At 62.4% G+C, this 18,358-nt stretch carries 18 protein-coding genes and 1 riboswitch; of the genes, 16 read left to right on the forward strand and 2 right to left on the reverse strand.

Annotated features, from left to right (window positions below; translation table 11 throughout):
- Positions 1 to 116 precede the first annotated feature (116 nt).
- The 4 genes from ACXAED_RS10485 to ACXAED_RS10500 all read left to right on the forward strand — a co-directional run bounded on the left by ACXAED_RS10485 (position 117) and on the right by ACXAED_RS10500 (position 2,912).
- On the forward strand, positions 117 to 875 hold the full coding sequence (locus ACXAED_RS10485; protein ID WP_475053089.1) for a trypsin-like serine peptidase: 759 nt from the start codon (positions 117 to 119) through the stop codon (positions 873 to 875).
- Positions 872 to 1,687, forward strand: a complete 816-nt coding sequence (locus ACXAED_RS10490; RefSeq protein ID WP_475049420.1) for a trypsin-like serine peptidase — start codon at positions 872 to 874, stop codon at positions 1,685 to 1,687. The genes ACXAED_RS10485 and ACXAED_RS10490 overlap by 4 nt, the downstream gene beginning before the upstream one ends.
- A gap of 133 nt (positions 1,688 to 1,820) precedes the next feature.
- A complete protein-coding gene (locus ACXAED_RS10495) occupies positions 1,821 to 2,285 on the forward strand; it encodes an Hsp20 family protein (protein ID WP_475049422.1) in 465 nt (154 codons plus the stop codon).
- Positions 2,286 to 2,519: 234 nt separating this feature from the next.
- Entirely contained in the window at positions 2,520 to 2,912 is a 393-nt protein-coding gene (locus ACXAED_RS10500; protein WP_475049423.1) for a globin domain-containing protein, read from the forward strand.
- An 8-nt stretch (positions 2,913 to 2,920) separates the two neighbouring features.
- On the opposite strand, the gene ACXAED_RS10505 is transcribed toward ACXAED_RS10500, so the two are convergent.
- Complete coding sequence (locus tag ACXAED_RS10505) at positions 2,921 to 4,393, reverse strand: NAD-dependent succinate-semialdehyde dehydrogenase (RefSeq protein ID WP_475049425.1); 1,473 nt, start codon at positions 4,391 to 4,393, stop codon at positions 2,921 to 2,923.
- 199 nt (positions 4,394 to 4,592) lie between these two features.
- Here ACXAED_RS10505 and ACXAED_RS10510 point away from each other — a divergent pair, with 199 nt between their 5' ends.
- The 12 genes from ACXAED_RS10510 to ACXAED_RS10565 all read left to right on the forward strand — a co-directional run bounded on the left by ACXAED_RS10510 (position 4,593) and on the right by ACXAED_RS10565 (position 16,573).
- Positions 4,593 to 5,378: an alpha/beta hydrolase gene (locus tag ACXAED_RS10510; protein ID WP_475049427.1), complete on the forward strand. Its 786-nt coding sequence runs from the start codon at positions 4,593 to 4,595 to the stop codon at positions 5,376 to 5,378.
- A gap of 194 nt (positions 5,379 to 5,572) precedes the next feature.
- The gene (locus ACXAED_RS10515) at positions 5,573 to 6,781 is read left to right on the forward strand and encodes an aminopeptidase P family protein (protein ID WP_475049429.1); all 1,209 of its coding nucleotides are present in this window, start codon (positions 5,573 to 5,575) and stop codon (positions 6,779 to 6,781) included.
- Positions 6,782 to 7,097: 316 nt separating this feature from the next.
- A complete protein-coding gene (gene pssA, locus ACXAED_RS10520) occupies positions 7,098 to 7,838 on the forward strand; it encodes a CDP-diacylglycerol--serine O-phosphatidyltransferase (protein ID WP_475049431.1) in 741 nt (246 codons plus the stop codon).
- 27 nt (positions 7,839 to 7,865) lie between these two features.
- Positions 7,866 to 8,489 (forward strand): methyltransferase domain-containing protein, encoded by a 624-nt coding sequence (locus ACXAED_RS10525; RefSeq protein ID WP_475049433.1) that lies wholly within the window; start codon positions 7,866 to 7,868, stop codon positions 8,487 to 8,489.
- 171 nt (positions 8,490 to 8,660) lie between these two features.
- The gene (locus ACXAED_RS10530; protein WP_475049435.1) at positions 8,661 to 9,743 is read left to right on the forward strand and encodes a hypothetical protein; all 1,083 of its coding nucleotides are present in this window, start codon (positions 8,661 to 8,663) and stop codon (positions 9,741 to 9,743) included.
- A gap of 107 nt (positions 9,744 to 9,850) precedes the next feature.
- Positions 9,851 to 10,042, forward strand: coding sequence for a hypothetical protein (locus tag ACXAED_RS10535; protein WP_475049438.1), 192 nt, complete (start codon positions 9,851 to 9,853; stop codon positions 10,040 to 10,042).
- Between the two features lie 190 nt (positions 10,043 to 10,232).
- Positions 10,233 to 11,354, forward strand: coding sequence for a hypothetical protein (locus tag ACXAED_RS10540; protein ID WP_475049440.1), 1,122 nt, complete (start codon positions 10,233 to 10,235; stop codon positions 11,352 to 11,354).
- Between the two features lie 104 nt (positions 11,355 to 11,458).
- On the forward strand, positions 11,459 to 13,396 hold the full coding sequence (locus ACXAED_RS10545) for an AAA family ATPase (RefSeq protein ID WP_475049442.1): 1,938 nt from the start codon (positions 11,459 to 11,461) through the stop codon (positions 13,394 to 13,396).
- Positions 13,393 to 14,172 (forward strand): hypothetical protein, encoded by a 780-nt coding sequence (locus ACXAED_RS10550; RefSeq protein ID WP_475049443.1) that lies wholly within the window; start codon positions 13,393 to 13,395, stop codon positions 14,170 to 14,172. Before ACXAED_RS10545 ends, ACXAED_RS10550 begins: the two co-directional genes overlap by 4 nt.
- Before the next feature lie 114 nt (positions 14,173 to 14,286).
- On the forward strand, positions 14,287 to 15,648 hold the full coding sequence (locus ACXAED_RS10555; RefSeq protein ID WP_475049444.1) for a DUF6638 family protein: 1,362 nt from the start codon (positions 14,287 to 14,289) through the stop codon (positions 15,646 to 15,648).
- Positions 15,649 to 15,650: 2 nt separating this feature from the next.
- A complete protein-coding gene (locus tag ACXAED_RS10560; RefSeq protein WP_027235450.1) occupies positions 15,651 to 15,917 on the forward strand; it encodes a hypothetical protein in 267 nt (88 codons plus the stop codon).
- A gap of 11 nt (positions 15,918 to 15,928) precedes the next feature.
- Positions 15,929 to 16,573 carry a DUF1523 family protein gene (locus tag ACXAED_RS10565; RefSeq protein WP_475049447.1) on the forward strand — a complete coding sequence of 215 codons (645 nt, stop codon included), beginning with the start codon at positions 15,929 to 15,931 and terminating at the stop codon, positions 16,571 to 16,573.
- Positions 16,574 to 16,627: 54 nt separating this feature from the next.
- On the opposite strand, the gene ACXAED_RS10570 is transcribed toward ACXAED_RS10565, so the two are convergent.
- Positions 16,628 to 17,734 carry an alcohol dehydrogenase family protein gene (locus tag ACXAED_RS10570; RefSeq protein WP_475049450.1) on the reverse strand — a complete coding sequence of 369 codons (1,107 nt, stop codon included), beginning with the start codon at positions 17,732 to 17,734 and terminating at the stop codon, positions 16,628 to 16,630.
- Positions 17,735 to 18,054: 320 nt separating this feature from the next.
- Positions 18,055 to 18,256, forward strand: a riboswitch (cobalamin riboswitch).
- Positions 18,257 to 18,358: the final 102 nt, after the last annotated feature.

Genomic DNA, 18,358 nt, shown 5'->3' on the forward strand with positions numbered 1-18,358 from the left:
GGCTTGCCGTAATTTTGCCTGAACAGACAGGTAATCTCCCAGCCGGTGGATAAGAGGAGACGCAGGTGAGGCAGTGGATTCTTGCGGTTGCAGCTTTGTTGCTGCCGGCCGCGGCAATGGCGCAGGACAGCCGGTTGCAGCGGATGGATACGCTGGATGCAGGCCGCAAGTGGGAGGCCGTTGGCCGCCTCGACGTGAATGGCGAGGGGTTCTGCACCGGTGCCTTGATCGCCCCCGACCTGGTGCTGACCGCTGCTCACTGCCTCTATGACAGCCGCACCAAGGCGCCGATTGATCCCGCCACCATCGAATTCCTGGCCGGCTGGCGCAACGGGCGCGCCTCGGCCTACCGCAGCGTGCGCCGGGCGGTGCAGCATCCCTCCTATGTGTATGACGGTGAGCTGTCGACGGACCGGGTGCGCAACGACATTGCCCTGCTGCAATTGCAGCGTCCGATCCGCAACACCACGGTAACGCCGTTTGAAACCGAAGAGCGCCCGCGCAAGGGCGCGAAAATCGGTGTGGTCTCTTATGCCCATGACCGCTCCGAGGCGCCGTCCTTGCAGGAAGTCTGCGCGGTGATGGCGCGCCAGCAAGGGGTGCTGGTGATGTCCTGCGACGTGGATTTCGGCTCCTCCGGGGCGCCGGTGTTTTCCTTTGAAGGCGGCACCCCGCGGATCGTCTCGGTCATTTCCGCCAAGGCCGAGGTGAGCGGCGAGCAAGTCTCGCTCGGTTCTGCCCTGGCCGAAGAGCTGACGCTGTTGGAGGCGCAGCTGACCGGGGTGGCGACAGGCGGCCGTTTGCCGCCCGGAGTCGGGCGTGTGCGGGTTGGCGAGGGGCGCAGCTCTTCCGGCGCCAAGTTCATCAGGCAATGATCTGGCGGGCTTTGATAGCAGCTGTTGCCATGCTGGCGTACGCTGGCAGCGCAACGGCGCAGGGGACTGGCCTGCGGCGCCTGACTGATCGCGATGACCTGCTGGGCTGGGAGGCCGTGGGGCGGCTGGAGCTGAACGGCCAGGGGTTCTGCACCGGCACATTGATCGCACCGGATCTGGTGCTGACCGCGGCGCATTGCGTCTATGGCCGGGACAAGGGCCTGCGTCCGGCGGAGCAGATCACCTTCCGCGCCGGCCTGCGCGACGGGGTGGCAATTGCCGAGCGCCGGGCGCTGCAGATCGCCGCGCATCCGGGCTTTGACCCGCGTACCCCGCTGAGCCTGGAAAACATCCGTCACGACGTGGCGCTGATCCGGCTGGCAGAGCCGGTCCTCAGCGGTCAGGCGGATGCTTTTGCCCTGCATTCGGGCCGTGAGTACGGCAGTGATATCTCGGTCACGTCTTATGGCCAGGGCCGTGCAGAGGCGCTGTCGCGGCAGCGCCAGTGCAACCTGATGGGAGAGCATCAGGACGTGCTGATGATCGACTGCAACGTCACCTTCGGCTCTTCCGGGGCGCCGGTGTTCTCGCAGGTGGGCGGGCGCGGGCGCATTTTGGCGCTGGTCTCCGGCGGTGGCAACTACCGGGGCAAGCAGGTGGCCTTTGGCATGAAACTGCCGCAGCGGGTGGCGGAGCTGAAGGCCCAGCTGCGCCGCAATCCGGCGGCGGCGCCGGACCGGCGGATCAAGCGGATCCGGGTCGGCGGCGGCAGCTCCGCAGGCGGTGCGAAATTTGTGCGCCCGGGCGGCTGACAGCCCCCTTGAAGCCGTATTTTCCCCTTCCTATCTCTGGATCATCCGGGCAGCCGCTGATTGGGGCCCGGAAAATTCCAGCCTGTCCCCGCGGGGAAGGCACCCAGAAATCGCTCATGAATGAGGATGGAAAATGCGTACTTTTGATTTCACACCGCTGCACCGTGCAACCATCGGCTTTGACCAGATCGCCAACCTGATGGACCGCGCCCTGAGCGCCGATGCCGCCCAGTCCAGCTACCCGCCCTACAACATCGAAAAGACCGACGCCGACAGCTATCGCATCTCGATTGCCGTCGCCGGTTTTGCCGAAGAAGACCTGAGCGTCGAAGTGAAGGAAAATGCCCTGGTTGTCGCCGCCAAGAAGGCCGAAGACAGCGAAGAGCGCACCTTCCTGCACCGCGGCATCGCGACCCGCGCCTTTGAACGCCGCTTCACCCTGGCCGACCATGTCCGCGTGACCGGCGCCAGCCTGGAAAACGGCATGCTGCATATCGATCTGCACCGCGAGGTGCCGGAGGCGCTGAAACCGCGCCGGATCGAAATCTCCTCCTCCCGCTCGAGCCGTCCCGAGATCGAGGCCAAAACGGTCAACTGATCCCGCGGATTATCGAGTGTTCCAGCCCCCCGCATTGCGGGGGGCTTTTTTGCGCTCTTTGAAGGGCTTGGCTAGGGGGCCGGTTCCGCGTCGGGGCGCAGGTTGCCCCGGGCCTCAAGGTGCGCATGTCGTTTTTGGACTGTAAGATGCCGCAAACGGCCATATCAAATTCAATCATTGAGATGTAATTTTTTGGTGATTTAATCTTGAAACTTTCAAGTTCAGGGTAGGTGGGTGGAGCCGCGGCATATAGAAATCGTCACCGGAAGCTTTGGCCGTATCTACTCGCAAAAAGCTGTTCTAGCCGAACATTTCTACAGGCACTTGCTTGCAGAGCTTCCCCACGTAAAACCCTACTTCACCGGCGAGGCGCCGAAGCAGAAAGAGATGTTTTCGATTATGCTTGCCGCGGCGGTAGGCGGGCTTACTGACGAGCGTGATCTCTGCGAACTGTGCGAAGGGTTGAAAGTATCCCACTCCGCCTATGGTCTGGGAAGCTATGAAGTTGAGAAGACAGTGGAGTCCCTGCTCAAGGCCCTTCGGCAGGTTCTGGGCAGCGAGTTCGACACAGAGATGGAACAAGCTTGGGGGCAGGCCATCGCCCGGCTGGTCCGGGCGATGGTATAGAGGTCTGATCAGACCGACATGCAGATGTACTTCATCTCCAGGTAATCTTCGATACCGTGGTGGCTGCCTTCGCGGCCCAGGCCGGACTGCTTGACGCCGCCGAACGGGGCGACCTCAGTGGAGATAATGCCGGTGTTCACCCCGACGATCCCGTATTCCAGCGCCTCGGCCACCTTGTACACGCGGCTCAGATCCTTGGCGTAGAAATAGGACGCCAGGCCAAAGATGGTGTCATTGGCCATTGCGATCACTTCGTCCTCGTCCTCGAACTTGAACAGCGGGGCGAGGGGGCCAAAGGTCTCGTCGGTGGCAAAGGCCATGTCCTGGGTCGCGCCCTTGACGATGGTCGGCTGGAAGAAGCTGCCGCCCAGCTCCGACGGGTTGCCGCCCAGGATCACTTCGCCGCCCTTGGAGGTGGCGTCGGAAATATGCTCCTGCACCTTGTCGAGGGCGTCCTTGTTGATCAGCGGGCCGAAGTGGGTGTCTTCCTTGAGGCCATCACCCACGTTCATCTTCTCGACCGCGGCTTTCAGCTTCTCCGCAAAGGCATCGTAGACGCCGGCCTGCACATAGATCCGGTTGGCGCAGACGCAGGTCTGGCCGTTGTTGCGGAATTTGCACATGATGGCACCTTCGACGGCGGCATCCAGATCGGCGTCGTCGAACACGATGAAGGGCGCGTTGCCGCCCAGTTCCATCGAGCATTTCATCACCTGCTCGGAGGCCTGCTTCAGCAGGATGCGGCCCACTTCGGTGGAGCCGGTAAAGGTCAGCTTGCGTACCGCGGGGTTTTCGCAGAACTCCTTGCCCACATCCGAAGAACGCGATGACGTAACCACGTTGAACACGCCCGCAGGGATCCCGGCGCGTTCTGCCAGAACCGCCAGCACGATCGCCGACAGCGGCGTCTCAGCCGCGGGGCGCGCAACGAAGGAGCAGCCCGCCGCCAGCGCCGGGCCGGCCTTGCGGGTGATCATAGCGTTGGGGAAGTTCCACGGCGTGATCGAGGCGGCGACGCCAATGGGCTGCTTGATCACGGTGATGCGCTTGTCGCGCTGGTGGCCGGGGATGGTCTCGCCGTAGACCCGCTTGGCCTCTTCGGCAAAGAACTCGATGAAGGAGGCGCCATAGGCGATCTCGCCGCGCGACTCGCTGAGCGGCTTGCCCATTTCGGCGGTCAGGATCACCGCCAGATCCTCCTGGTTCTCCATCATCAGGTCGAACCACTTGCGCAGCACGTTGGCGCGCTCCTTGCCGGTCCACTTGGCCCAGTCTTTTTGCGCGGCTTCAGCCTGGGCAATGGCTCCGGCCACCTGGGCACGGCTGACATCGGCCACTTGGGCGATCACGTCGCCGCGGGCGGGGTTGGTCACGTCAAAGGTGCCGTCGCCGTCGGCAAACTTGCCGCCGATATAGGCGCGGGTCTCCAGCAGGCTGGGGTCTTTGAGCAGGGATTTCAGGTCAGTGGTTGCGTCAAGCATTGCGTGCCTCCCGGGTGTTCTGTCGCTGAAATGCAAATCAGCTGTGCCTTGATATGTCCAGAAGGATTGATGAGTCCAGAATTTGATCAAATTTTTCGGCAGGGATTGCGGGAGGCGGGATTTTCAGCCGGGCAATTTGACATGTCCTGTGCGAGACTGTCAGGTAGCCGCAAAGAATAATTTCAAGGGGAGATCAGGCATGGAATTGGATGATGCCTATGCCAACGGGGCCTATATTGAGAACGCAGAGGCATACCCGCCGCGCTGGGCGGCCTCGGCCGAGGATTTCCGCAACAGCCTGCATGAGCGCGCCCGCCTGGACATCCCCTATGGCGAAGGCAGCCGGCACCGGTTTGACCTGTTCCTTCCGGAAGGCGCGCCGAAGGGCGTGTTTGTCTTTGTGCACGGCGGCTACTGGCTGGCGTTCGACAAAAGCTCCTGGTCGCATCTGGCGCGCGGGGCGATAGCGCATGGCTGGGCGGTGGCGATGCCGTCCTACGACCTTTGCCCGGACGTGCGGATCGCCGATATCACCCGGCAGATCACCGCGGCGGTGACCCGGATCGCGGCAGAGGTCGAGGGCCCGATTGCGCTGGCGGGCCATTCGGCGGGCGGTCATCTGGTGGCGCGGATGCTGGACAAGGCGCTGCTGCCGGAAGAGGTGGGGGAGCGGATCAAGACGGTGATCCCGATCTCGCCGCTGGCGGATCTGCGGCCGCTTCTGCGGACGTCGATGAACCAGAAGTTCAGGATGGACTTGGCTGCGGCCATTGCCGAAAGCCCGGTGGACATGACGGACCGCTACCCGGCTGAGGTCACGGTCTGGGTCGGCGGCGAGGAGCGCCCGGCGTTTCTGGACCAGGCGATCTGGCTGGTGGAGGCCTGGGAGGCGGATCATGTGATCGCTTTTGGCAAACATCATTTCAACGTGATCGACCCGCTGGCGGATCCCGAAAGTGACATGGTGGCGCTGATTGTGAACTGATCGCGGAGCGGTGGGCGGAATTGCCCACCCTACAGATTCACTGGCCGCAAAAACTTCTTGCCAGAATCCGGTTTCCGCAGCATCTTCCGCGCAAGGGCCAGGCGATGGCGTCGCCGCATGGGATACATGGTGCCCCCACATTCCAAAACTGTCCTGAACGCCGGGACCTTTCTTGTAAGAAGGAAGGGTCTGATATGACTGCACGTCCTGAAATGTACCGTTTTCACAATGGTGAGAAGGCGCCGCTGCAATTTGCTGTCTCCGAGTATGAGGTGCGGATTGCGGGCCTGCGCAAGATCATGGCGGAGACCGGGGTGAGCGCCGCCGTCTTCACCTCAATGCACAACATCTCCTACTACTCGGGCTTCACCTATTGCGCCTTTGGCCGCCCCTACGGGCTGGTGGTGACCGCGACCGAGGCCGTGACCATCTCGGCCGGCATCGACGCAGGCCAGCCCTGGCGCCGCTCGTTCTGCGACAACATCACCTATACCGACTGGCAGCGCGACAATTTCTGGCGTGCAATCAAGTCTGTAAGCGGCGAGGGCGCGGTTGTCGGCTATGAAAGCGACCACCTGACCCTGCTGCAGAAGGGCAAGCTGGAGGCGTTCCTGGCGCCGTCCAAGCTGGTTGATCTTTATGAGCCGACCATGCGCCAGCGGATGGGCAAGTCGGCGGCCGAGATCGAAATGATCCGGGCCGGCGCCGCGGTGGCCGACGTGGGCGGCTTTGCGATCCGCGATGCGGTCAAGGAAGGCGTGCGCGAGATCGACGTGGCGATGGCCGGGCGCGATGCGATGGAGCTGGAGATTGCCAAGCGTTTCCCCGACGCCGAATACCGCGATACTTGGGTGTGGTTCCAGTCCGGCATCAACACGGATGGCGCCCATAACCCCGTGACGGGGCGCACCCTGCAGCGCGGCGATATCCTGTCGCTGAACACTTTCCCGATGATCTCCGGCTATTACACCGCGCTGGAGCGGACCATGTTCGTGAAGGAAGTGGATACCGAGAGCCTGAAGGTCTGGGAGGCCAATGTGGCGGCCCATGAATACGGCATCTCGCTCCTGCAGCCGGGGGCGAGCTGTGCGGAAATCACACATAAGATCAATGCCTTCTTTGAGGAGCGCGATCTGCTGCAGTACCGCACCTTCGGCTATGGGCATTCGTTCGGCGTGCTGTCGCACTACTATGGCCGCGAGGCCGGGCTGGAGCTGCGCGAAGATATCGACACAGTGCTGGAGCCGGGCATGGTGATCTCAATGGAGCCGATGCTGACCATTGCCGAGGGCAATCCCGGCGCGGGCGGCTACCGCGAGCACGACATCCTGGTGATCCACGAGGATGGCAACGAGAACATCACCAAGTACCCCTACGGCCCGGAGTTCAACGTGGTCGGATGAGCCGCGGAGCAGGCGGGGCGCTCCCGCCTGCTCATGGCCTCCCGGAGGGCGGCCTGCGCAGTTGGGCGTGGCACCGTGCGATGCACGGTGCCCTCTCATTTCAGGCGGCACCGCCTGTACACCTTGCGTACACCCCCTGTGCACCCTCTTGGCATCCCCTTTGCACTGGGGCGGCTGCCGGGGCCGCAAATATTGCGCCGCGGCGGCTCTTGGGGCATACGGGCGCAACGGTTACAATAGCCCCCAAGTTTACCCCAAGGTTTGCCTCTGCGCCGCGGCCTCTCCAGCGCCCCGCGAGGAAGAAAGTGCCACCGCCATGTATGACGCCCCGGAAAAGAAGAAATCCGAATTCGCGCTGATCCAGCTGATGCCGAACATGATGACCATCGGCGCCATCTGTGCGGGCCTGTCGGCGATCCGCGCTGCGGTTTACGGCAATTACACGCTGGCGGTGATGCTGATCCTGCTGGCTGCGGTGCTGGACGGTCTTGACGGGCGGCTGGCGCGGGCCTTGCACAGCGAGAGCAAGATGGGCGCGGAACTGGATTCGCTGGCCGATTTCCTGAACTTCGGCGTGGCGACGCCGATGGTGATCTATCTCTGGGCCTTGCAGGATGTGCGCGGCGTGGGCTGGATTTCGGTGCTGGTGTTCTCAGTCTGCTGCGTGGTGCGGCTGGCGCGGTTCAATGTCGGCAGCAAGTCGGAGGAGGAGCCGAAGGGGCGCAGCGGTTACTTCGAAGGCATCCCGTCGCCTGCCGGGGCGTTTCTGGCGATGCTGCCGATGTTTGTCTCCTTTGCCTTTGACGGGGCGATGGTGCTGCCGGAGCTGCTGATCTGTCTGCATATGGTGGTGGTCGGCCTGCTGATGATCAGCCACATCCAGACCTGGTCGCCCAAGGCGATGAAAATCTCCCGCGAGTATGTTAAATACCTGCTGGTGGGCTTTGCCTTCATGGCTGCGGCACTGTTGACCTATGCATGGACGGTGCTGGTTGTGCTATGCGTTGGCTACGTTGCTATGGTTATTTGGGGGCTGGTTTCCAAGCCGAAGGGCTAGCCCAAGACGTCCAAGGGGAGGGACGAATTGGATATCAAGGCAGTAGAGGAATCTTACGCGCGCTGGGCGCCGGTATATGACAGGACCTTCGGAGCGGTGACGCGCTCGGGCCGCCGCCGCGCAACCCGCTTTATCAATTCCCGCCAGGGCAAAGTGCTGGAGGTTGGCGTCGGCACCGGGCTGTCGCTTCAGCATTATGCGCCGCACCTGCAGGTGACCGGCATTGATTTCAGCCATGACATGCTGAAGAAGGCGCAAGCCAAGGTGCGGGAGATGGGGCTGACCCAAGTCGAGGCGCTGCGGCAGATGGATGCGCGGCAGCTGGATTTCCCGGACAATTCTTTTGACACCGTTGCGGCCATGCATGTGCTGTCCGTCGTGCCCGATCCTGAGCAGGTGATGCGCGAGATCGCGCGGGTTCTGAAACCCGGCGGCAAGGTGGTGATCACCAACCACTTCAAGAGCGGCAAGGGGGTCCGTGCCTCGCTGGAGAAGCTCTCGGCGCCCCTTGCCAACGTGATTGGCTGGCACTCCGATTTCGCGCTGGAAACGGTGCTGCAGGAGGACGGGCTGTGCGTGGAGCAGCAGGAGAATATCCCGCCGTTCGGAATGATGACATTCTTGGTGCTGGGCAAGCGGCAGACCATGTGACGCCGCCCCTTTTGCGCGAAACAGCCCCCGGGTTCCCCCGGGGGTTTTCTTTGTGCGGCCTCTCTGCAACAGTGACCTGTAAACGGGCGGAATTGCGCCGTCCGAGGGGATGTAAATTCATTTTACATCCCCATATCCAGATCAGTTATTTGAGCGGGAGGAACGGATACTATGAGTGTTTCCCAATTTGACAGGATGGTGGAGGAGAGCCAGGAGAAGGTCCGGGACTCTCAGGCCAGGATTGAGGCGCTGACCTCGCGCATCGAGACCGCGCGCAGCAAGATCGAGGCGGGCGAGGATGCCAGCATCGACATCGAAAACGCCACCCTGGAGGATGTCCACGCGCACACCGAGGTGATGAATGCCAATATCGCCGAGCTGATCATGGGGCTGGACGATGTGACGGCGGCTTTCTCCAAGGATTTTGACGAGATGCGCTCCAAGACCGGCTGGGAGAGCTTTGTCGGCTTCTTCTCCAAGGGCAAATCGGACTCGATGCGCCAGGAGCGGATGCGCACCGCCAATATCGACGACAAGCTGCAGGACCTGATCGCCAAGTCCGACGTGATCGTGAAGCTGCTGGAGGGCCAGCTGGCCACGCTGGAAGAGCAGCGCGAGAAGGTGCAGGTGAACCTGACCGCCACGCTGGACGACCGTGAATTCACCGTGCAGGAGCTGGAGAGTGTGCGGGCTGAGATTGTGGCGCTGGACCCGCAGATCATCGAGCTGGAGAACAAGATCTCGGTCGAGCAGGACGCCGCCGCGCGCACCAAGCTGGAAACTGAGCTGGCGGAGCTGAACACCAAGTACAATGCGCTGGTGCAGGAGGAGCAGGTGAAGCTTGCCAAGTCCCAGACGCTGGAGCGCTATATCGAGAAGGGCAAGACCTGGGTCGACAGCCTGCAGAACCAGGCGGCGACGCAGATGGTGCTGATCAACAAGCTGCAGACGGACACCCAGCAGCGGGTGGTGCTGTATGATGCGCTGACCAAATCGCTGAAGACGGCGCAGCAGCAGGATGTGGCGCACCGGATCAACGAGATCGGCGTGCAGACCGACAAGGAAGCCCAGACCGCAATGGCGGCGATCGGCACCGCGACCAACCAGAAGATGGCCGACATGCTGGAAGCGCATGAGGGCAACATGGTGTTCGCCCGCGACGTGCTGGAGAAGAAGGCCAAGGCGGATGAACGCTTTGCCCGCCGGTTCGCCGCGATTGTCGAGAAGCACGACAAGAACCTGTATGGTGGGTGATGTTTCGTAACCCCATCACTAGGTTCTTGGTTGTGGCAGCCGCTCTGGCGCTGATTGGGTACCTTGTATTTTGGGCTAGAGAGCAGCCTGCGCTCCGAGGGGAAGGCTTGGTTGAATACCTTTGGTACTTGCCACTGGCCGTGTGGACGGTTGGTTTCGGCTATCTGTTCGTACAGGTCATTTTGGCTGTCGGCTGGATCTATAGAACGGTTGAAACCGGGCTTTCCAAGGCTGCTGCAGGCTGGCCCAAACCTGTTCGTGATCTCATCGGAATACCTGACTACAGGCCCAGAAAATGACAGACCGAATTCTAGAATTCGCAGGTTCCTTTGTCACACACCAGTGGCTGGCTTTGCAAAACAAAGGACGGCTCCCGGCCGCGGGTGGGGACGTGGCGCTCGCCGTTTTGCCGGAGGCAAACCTTCGGTTTGACGCGGGCGGCCGGGCGCTGTCCGCGCCGCAAGCGGCACGTCCGGAAAGGGGAGGGGCATGACCGATCCTTCCCGCGACCACGCAGGCCTCAGCGATACTTTCGCCTCGCGCCGGTATTTCCGGAAGTTCGAGACCATCATCCGGCATTTGACCCGGGTTGCGGCGGCGATGCAGGCGGAGGGGCGGCTGTCGAAATCCGACGTGAAGGTGCTGACCGCCTATCTGATGCGGCTGAACTTCACCTTCCGTGCGCTGTCGATGAAATACCTGATGGCGGGGCGCGATACCGGGCGGTTTTTCGGCAGCCTGGCGATGGACAAGCGCGACAGCGGCTTTCCGGTGGCGGCGGAGCTGATGACCATGGCGAATGACGCCCAGCAGGCGGAGCGGCATCTGGCAAATATGGCCAGCGAGACGCAGCTGAAGGACGATATGGTGCGCACCATCATCTCCGACCGTACGGTGCCCTCGAAACTGCAATTCGCCCTGTCGCAGCGGCTGTATTATCAGGAGCTGCTGAAGGGGCAGCTGTTCTGGACCCAGAACGACCCGGAATGCGAATGGCTGGAAAACATCGGTGAGCGGCGGCGGCGGTTTCTGCTGCATTGGGCGGCCTACGACAGCCAGGTGAACCTGCCGGTGATCTACCTGATGGAGCTGGAGGACAGCGGCAAGGTGGCGCTGCCGAAGGACGAACGCCGCTGGCCCGAGGTTCAGGCGCATCTGATGGCGCAGGCCTTGGCCGGGCTGAAGCTGGTGACCATTGCCAAGGGGTTCGACGAGGATTTCGACGACCTCCACCCCAAGCATTTGCGCCGCTACCACGTCGGGCCGATGTATTCCTCCGCCTATACCGAGCAGTCCGGGCCGCTGCACCGGGTGCTGGAGGAGGCCGAAGCGCCCGAGGGCCAGGACTGGGCCTTAGCCTGGACGCTGGAGGAGCTGGAAAGCGAGGAGGTGCGCGAGGAGCGCGCGGGCTGGTTCGGCACCGTGCAGCGGGAGATCTTTGCGCTCGACCCCTTTGGCGGGCGCGGGGCGGATACCGGGGCGACCCGGACCCGGCGCGCTATCATCCTGCCGCAGCGCCCGTTCCAGGTGCTGGCAGAGCTGGATCCGCCGGGGTTTGCGGACGTGCAGAAGTTTGTGGTGAGCGAGGCGGGGCAGGTTCTGCGCTATTGAGCGGCGTACCTTCCGAGAGCGCGGGAGCCTCCGGCGGGGATATTTTGAGCCAGAAGAAGTGCGGGTGGATTTTTTGCCCGCAAGGTGCGGATTGAGAGGGTGAGATGAGCATTTCAGGCAACCAGATGGAGCTGCGGGAAGAGGACATCCGCAAGCATTACGCCGCTGCGGCGGCGATGCTGGAGGGGTTTGACCACACCCCGCGCATTGCCAAGCCGCAGGCCGTCGCACAGGCGCCGGAACGCTCCCCGGGGATTGCCCGCAGCCGCCGCTTCCGCTCGACCACGCCGGGGCTGGTGACACGCTCCACCGCGCGGCCCGAAGGGGTGCATTTGATTGCCCGGATCGAGGCGGCGGATGGGGAGGATCCGCTGACCTCTCCGTTGCAGGCGACCTTGCAGCACGCCTTGCGCCGGGCGCTGGCGGTCTCCTTGGCGATGGCGGAGGCTTATGCGGATGTCTCCGGCCTCGCGGATCTGAAGCGGGCCAATCTGGCAGGCTCTTTGGACGCGGCGCGCAAGGGGGAGTTCACCGAATTGCTGGCCGCCGAGGCGCTGATTGCGGTGCATGTGTTTGCCAATGCCACCGCCTATCTGCTGGCGCCGCACGGGTCCGAGACGCAGGCCGAGGTGGGCGAGGCGGAGGAGCTGCTGACCGACAACGCGCCGCTGGGGCTGCACGGGGCGCTGTGGGAGCTGGACCAGAAGCTGGCGCTGCATGCGCCAGACGATGCGCATCTGATTGCGGCTGCGGCGGCCTATGCGGAGCAGCTGATGGAGAAGGCCGCTTTGCGGGCGCAAAATGTGCCGCGGCTGGAGGCCTTCACCGCGGCTTCCTGGCGGGTGGAGGCGGATGACCTGACCATCAATGGCTTTGAGCCCGCGGCCAAGGCGAAATCCACCACCCTGACGATGGCGTTCAAGAAGCCGCATGAGGTGGTGGGCAACCATATCGCCAAGTACCAGGCGATGCGGCTGGCCAAGATGCTGATGGCCTATGATTTCGACCGCCGCCTGAACCCGTTTGCCGAGATGGGTGGCTTTATTTTCACTTTCATGGGCGACGGCAAGCCAGGGACCGGCAAGACGACGCTGATCCAGATGATGGCCGGGCTGATCCACGACTATTGCCAGAACGCGGGCTATGCCTTCCGCTATCAGAACTTTGGTATCGACAATATCGACAGTTACCAGGGCAAGTCGGGGCAGAACGCCAAATCCTTCATCCAGAACGTGATCGACCCGGGTGTCATCGGCTTTGGCACCATCGACGACATCGACCAGATCGCAGGGAAACGCGGCGACCGGCAGTCCAGCGCCGGTCAGCAGGAGGTGACGGCGGTGTTCATGGAGGCCTTTGCCGGCGCCAACACCGTGGTGCGCGGCAATTGCACCTTTGGCATGTTCTCCAACTACCCGGAGAATGTGGACGACGCGCTGCGCCAGCGGGCGGGGGCGCGGTTCCTGGTGGACGGGCCGCAGACGCGGGAGGATTACATCGACATCCTGACGCTGCTGATGGGCAAGAACCATGCGATCCCGCTAGGCGAGCACGATCTGTACGGTGCGCAGGAGATCAAGAAGGCCGTCGCGCGGTCATTCGAGGCGCACAACCGGCCGCAGGAGCCGGGGCTGGCAGAGGTCTTTGGCCGGGTGCACGACCAGATCGGCGAACTGGATGATCTGGCCAAGCTCGGCACCTATCTCAAGGCGATCCAGCAGGCGGATGAGCGGTTCACCGGCCGTGCCATCAAGAACATCACCGATGCGGTTAAAGTCCGGGCGATGGATTTCGAGCTGCCGGATGAATGGATGGAGAACCCGGAGCTGTTCCTGTTCAAGGATTACGAGACCAAATCCGCGATGATTGCCGAGCTGCGGGTGCCGATTACGGTCGACATGGTGATCCAGGAGATCAACCGCTACGCCGATAGCGAGTTCCGCTATGCCGACAAGTCGGATGAGGTGGCGATTGAGAACATGGTGCGCGATTTCGGGCGGCAGGAAGAGGCCAAGCGGCGGTATCTGGAGGGGAAGGGGTGAGCAACGAGGAAGTTGTTGTCGAGCTCCCCATTTCTTGGGCGGAGCTATCCAGCCTATCGGACGATGAAAAAGCAGTTGTTGGTGTTCTTAGTTATGCAACAACCGAATCCAACGCACTCCGAAGGATGTTCATTTTTGCCTCTCACGAAATGACAGGTGAAGATGCAATCGACACCGCAATCTCGATACAACGCTTTGTTTTGCTGCGGACTGCTTCTTCAAGGCTGTTCGAAGTTAAGGAATTCTTGGAGTTCGGAGGAAAAAAGAAAATTCTGAAAGACAGGAGCATACTTGCATTCGCCGCTGAGGCTTTAGATGATTTCGAAAAGCTTAGGGGGAGAAATGGGTATGAAATTGCTCGCAATATGCGGCATGAAGCTACCCATCATTATTCGCTTTCAGCTGCGCGAAAAAACCTGCGGCATGTTCCAGATAATGCAAATTGCGGCCTATACCTTCATCAAATGACGGGTAACTCGTACTACCCAATGGGCGAAGAAGTTATGTTCGTTGGTGGTATGAACCGGGTGGGTGCTAATTTCAGTTCAAAGGAAGAAAAACAAGAGCTGATCAACGAGTGGTACGAGTGGAACTTGGCCGCGAGTCAGTGGTTGGAAGGTACTTTTACTAGCTGCCTGAAGCGCTTTCTTCTGCCAAGGTTCTCGCAGAAGAAGGCGCTAAAGAAATCATTCAAGCTTGGTCCGGAGTTAGTCGGCACTCCTGAGGAACGCAAAGTTCCGATATTTCTCGGGGATGAATGTAATGCCACAAACTAAAGTATTTCCCGCGGCAAAGCCGCGACGCGCCCGACCCGCCCCCCAGGGCGGGCGCGTTCCGCACCCACCCTCGGGCCGGGCGCATCGCTTCCATGATGCGGAAAGGAGGACAACATGAAACGCCTCATCCAGCATGGCCTGATGTTCGGCAATCTCTTCCATGTGGCCTCGCCTGCGCTGGTGGAGCGGTATAACCGCGCGCTGAAGCATCTGACCGGCAAGACCACGGCTCTGACGGATTTCCACGTCGATATCTCGGGCTTTTCGCCCGAAATCGGAGATGAGCTGGGGGATGATCACTATCTGAACCATGCGGGCGTGAACCGGCAGTTCATTCTGCTGTCGACCGAGCAGAAGCGCTGCCCGCTGCTTCACGTGAAATTCTCCACCAGCCGGGACATTCTGCGCCGGTTCATCGAGGTGAACGAACGCCAGCTGTTTGCGCTGACGGCGACGGATGCGGTGGCGGGGGAGCTGGTGAATTCGGTGTTTGAGGTGTCCTCGCCCGCGAAGCTGTTCGATATCCGGCAGGTGCGGATCGAGGTGGATACCACCCGCGGCACGCTGCGCCATGCGGACCACCTGGCGGAGCTGGTGGGGCGGTTCAAGACCGGGGAGGATGCCTGGTTTGATGATGCGCTGATCGGGGAGATGATTGCGACGGCGGAGCAGACCGGCGATGTGACCCGCAATCCGGTGCATCTGGAGCATGAGGTCTTTGAGCAGTCGAACTTCTGGACTGCGCATTTCGGCGGGCTGTACCTGTTTCAGGACGTCGAGCATCCGGCGGTGATTGCCAGCGGGGCGAAGCCCGAAGGCGTGCCGCTGCGCCATGTGTTTAGCTTAAGCGAGCGCAATGCGATTGCCCGGTTCCTGGAGCTGAACGGGCTGGCGGAGCCGGTGATCCGGGCACGCGGCGTTGATGGGGCGGCGATCCTGCGGCAGAAGATGGGGTTCCTTGCCGTATCGGTGCTGACGGAGAAGGGCAATGACCTGTCGGGCCTGTCGCGGTCCGACCTGCGGCGGATGGCGGCGCGTCATGCGGATGAGCTGCCGGCGGAGTTCGAGGGGCTGGCGGCGCTGGTGCGCTGGGCCGAGGGGGGCGGCAAGTGGCCGCGGATCCGCTCGGACCATCCGGCCTATTTCTATTCCCTGCGGGCCTCGGACGCGGCCGACCGGGATCTGGTCAACATGCTGCTGGCGGAGCTGTGCCCGCATGACTTCCGGCAGCTGTTCATCTGCCACAAGGAGGAGTTTTACCGCCAGTACCGCGGCTGGCCGGAGACGAAAAAGGCCTATGCGGCGGAATTCCTGGCGCGGGAATATGCAGTGGACAAGGCCGGCGCGCGGGAGGCGCTGTTCGGCCATGAGCCGGATATGGAGGGGCGGATGCCGAAGCTGCCGCGCAACCGGCGCCAGGGGCTGGTAGAGCGGGTTGGCCCTTGGGGTGCGGTGAACCGGGGGAGGGGGCGCTAGAGATGTTCGGCTTTATCCGCCTGCTCTTGATCCTGATGGTGGTGCTGACCGTGGCCTATGGCGCGGTTTCGCTCTATTCGCGCGAGGTACGGCGGGCGAAGCTGAAACGACGCTGGAAAGACAAGGGGTTGACCGGCGACCGTGCGGCCTTCATCCAGCGGGGGCTGAGGCAGTATGACCGCTCGTTCCGGCGCAAGCTGATCCTCCTGGTCTATATCGTTCCGCTGGGAGCCATCGCGCTTCTGGTCTATGTCATTAACTTCATGTGAGGAGCTGCCCCGTGCGTTTCATCAAATGGGCCTTCCTGATCACCTTCTGGGTGCTGTTCGGCGCCTTCCTGCATTACACGCTGCCGCAGTACGATGTGGTGCGCATCGTCAACACCTATGAGGAGCGGCAGGAGCTGAACGACTGGACCCGGATCTTCTGGTCCAAGCCTGACGACCAGTCGGTGCAGCTGATCAACCGGGATGTGCAGTTTATCCAAGGGGTGCGCCCCAGCGGCCGGGCCATCGTCTATCGCAACGAAGACACCGGCTGGAGCTGGCCGCCCTATTTCAAGTTCGACACGGCCAATCTGTACACGGACGCCAATGACAGTATCTCGACCAGGGCCAATCCGGAGTGGGTGGCAGTCATGCATTATGGCTGGCGCAACGAGTTCCTGTCGATCTTCCCGAACGCGGTGTCGATCAAGCCGGTGGCGGGGCCGGAGGACAAGCCGACCAACTGGTTCTCGATCATCTTCCTGGTGTTGCTGGCCGCGGTCATGTGGGCCATCTATGTGCGCTGGCGCCGGTTCCGGCGGGCGCGAATCGACCCGATGATCGAAAGCGCCGAGGACAGTCTTTATGCCGCGGGCGATGCGATTTCCGAGCGGCAGGGCCGGTTCCGCCGCTGGCTGGACAGCTGGAAATCGAAGTGAGGAGAGGCCGCCGTCCGGGCGGCCTTTTCATTGGTCTTGAAGGCCTGCCGGCCGTCAGGCCTGCGGCGGCACCAGAACGAAGTTGCCGAAATGGGTTTTCTCCAGGAACTCATGCTGGGCCCTGGCGATGTCCTTGAGCGGGAAGACCTTGGCGAGCAGCGGCCGGATCTCGCCGCGCTCGATATATGAGATCAGGTTTGGAAATACCGGCTCGTCCCAGGCGGTGCAGCCGATCAGGGTGATGTCCTTGAGGTACATGTCCCGCATGTCCAAGTCGACAACCGGCCCGGCGATGGCGCCGCTGGACACCAGGCGGCCGCCGCGTTTCAGCAGCTTGAGCATCTGCGGGAAGCCGGTCCCCGCGACGTTGTCGACGACCACGTCCACGCTTTCCCCGCCCAGCTCCGCCAGCAGATCGCTGCCGCGGTCCAGAACGATATCCGCACCCAGGCCACGCAGCTGATCCATCTTGCTCTGGCTAGTGACCGCCGCCACCCGGGCGCCGCGGCGTTTGGCCAGCTGCACGGTGGCGGAGCCGACACCGCCGGAGGCGCCGGTCACAAGCACCAATTCGCCTGCGCGGACGTTTGCGCGGTGCAGCATGTTCTCGGACGTGCCGTAGGCGCAGGGGATCGTTGCCAGTTCCTCGTCCGACCAGGGGCAGTCAACGGCGAATACTTCGGAGGCCGGGACTTTGACGTACTGGGCAAAGGCGCCGTCGAAGTCCGAGGCCATCCAGACGTTGTCCATCACATCGTAGCCCTTGGGGCGCATGCAGGGCCGCACCAGAACCCGCTTGCCGGTCAGGGTCTGGCTGGCGCCTGGGCCGGCGGCGACAACCTCGCCGCAGCAGTCGGTGCCCTGGATCAGGGGGAAGGGGGTTGCCTTGTTCCAGCCGCCGTCGGCCTTTTGCTCGGCATGGGTCTCCTGATGGCCGGCGGCCGCGGCGGTGTCCGTTGTCACGCTGGAGGAATACCACCCGAGCCGGGTGTTGATTTCGGTGTTGTTCACCCCAGCTGCGAGGACCCGCAGCAAAAGCTCCCCCTCTGCGGGCTCCGGGATCGGTACGGCTTTGTATTCAAGCTTGTCATAGCCGCCGTTTCCGGTGGTCACGACGGCCATCATGGTTTTAACGCTGCTGTGTGTTTCGGGTCCGGGCATGGGCGGCCTTTTCTGATCACGCGGGGTTGGTGAAAGGTCTTTGAACTTGGCGCAATTATTGCCCGCAGGGCGGGGGCGGCGGCAAGGGCGGAATCCGGCGGCGCAGCCCGGCCTGCCTGCTGGCCACCACCCCGCGAATTGGTCCTTGTGTCTGGTTCGAGGGGAAATACACCAAAGATCAGCGCCTTGCCGCAAACAGGCTGGCGGATGCCGGTTTGAGATTTTGGACATCCCTGTCCCGCCGGCCCCCCCCAAACATGCATGTCTTTTTCCGGTTTCGGCGGGTCGGATTTGTCTCCGCTTGCGGGCCGGGATTAGGGCAATTTCCGCCTCAGCAAGGTGCCGCCCTTTCGGGGCGGAGAATTGGGAAGCTGGTGAAACTCCGGCACTGCCCCCGCAACGGTGACCCCGGGCAAGGCATGGAAAAAAACCACTGAAGCCAATGGCTTCGGGAAGGTGCCAGGCCCCGCCGCCGAATGGCCCCGGGACAGTCCGGAAACCAGCCTTGCCCCAAAAAACGTCAACCGCGGGCGGCGGCGGGGCGGTTGCAGGCGCGTGGCCTGCGATCTCTCCATCCATGCCCGCAGCCAAGCCAACCTGCCGCGGGGATGCGGCAAAGGAGAG

This window comes from Leisingera sp. ABM4_103, from assembly GCF_056158685.1.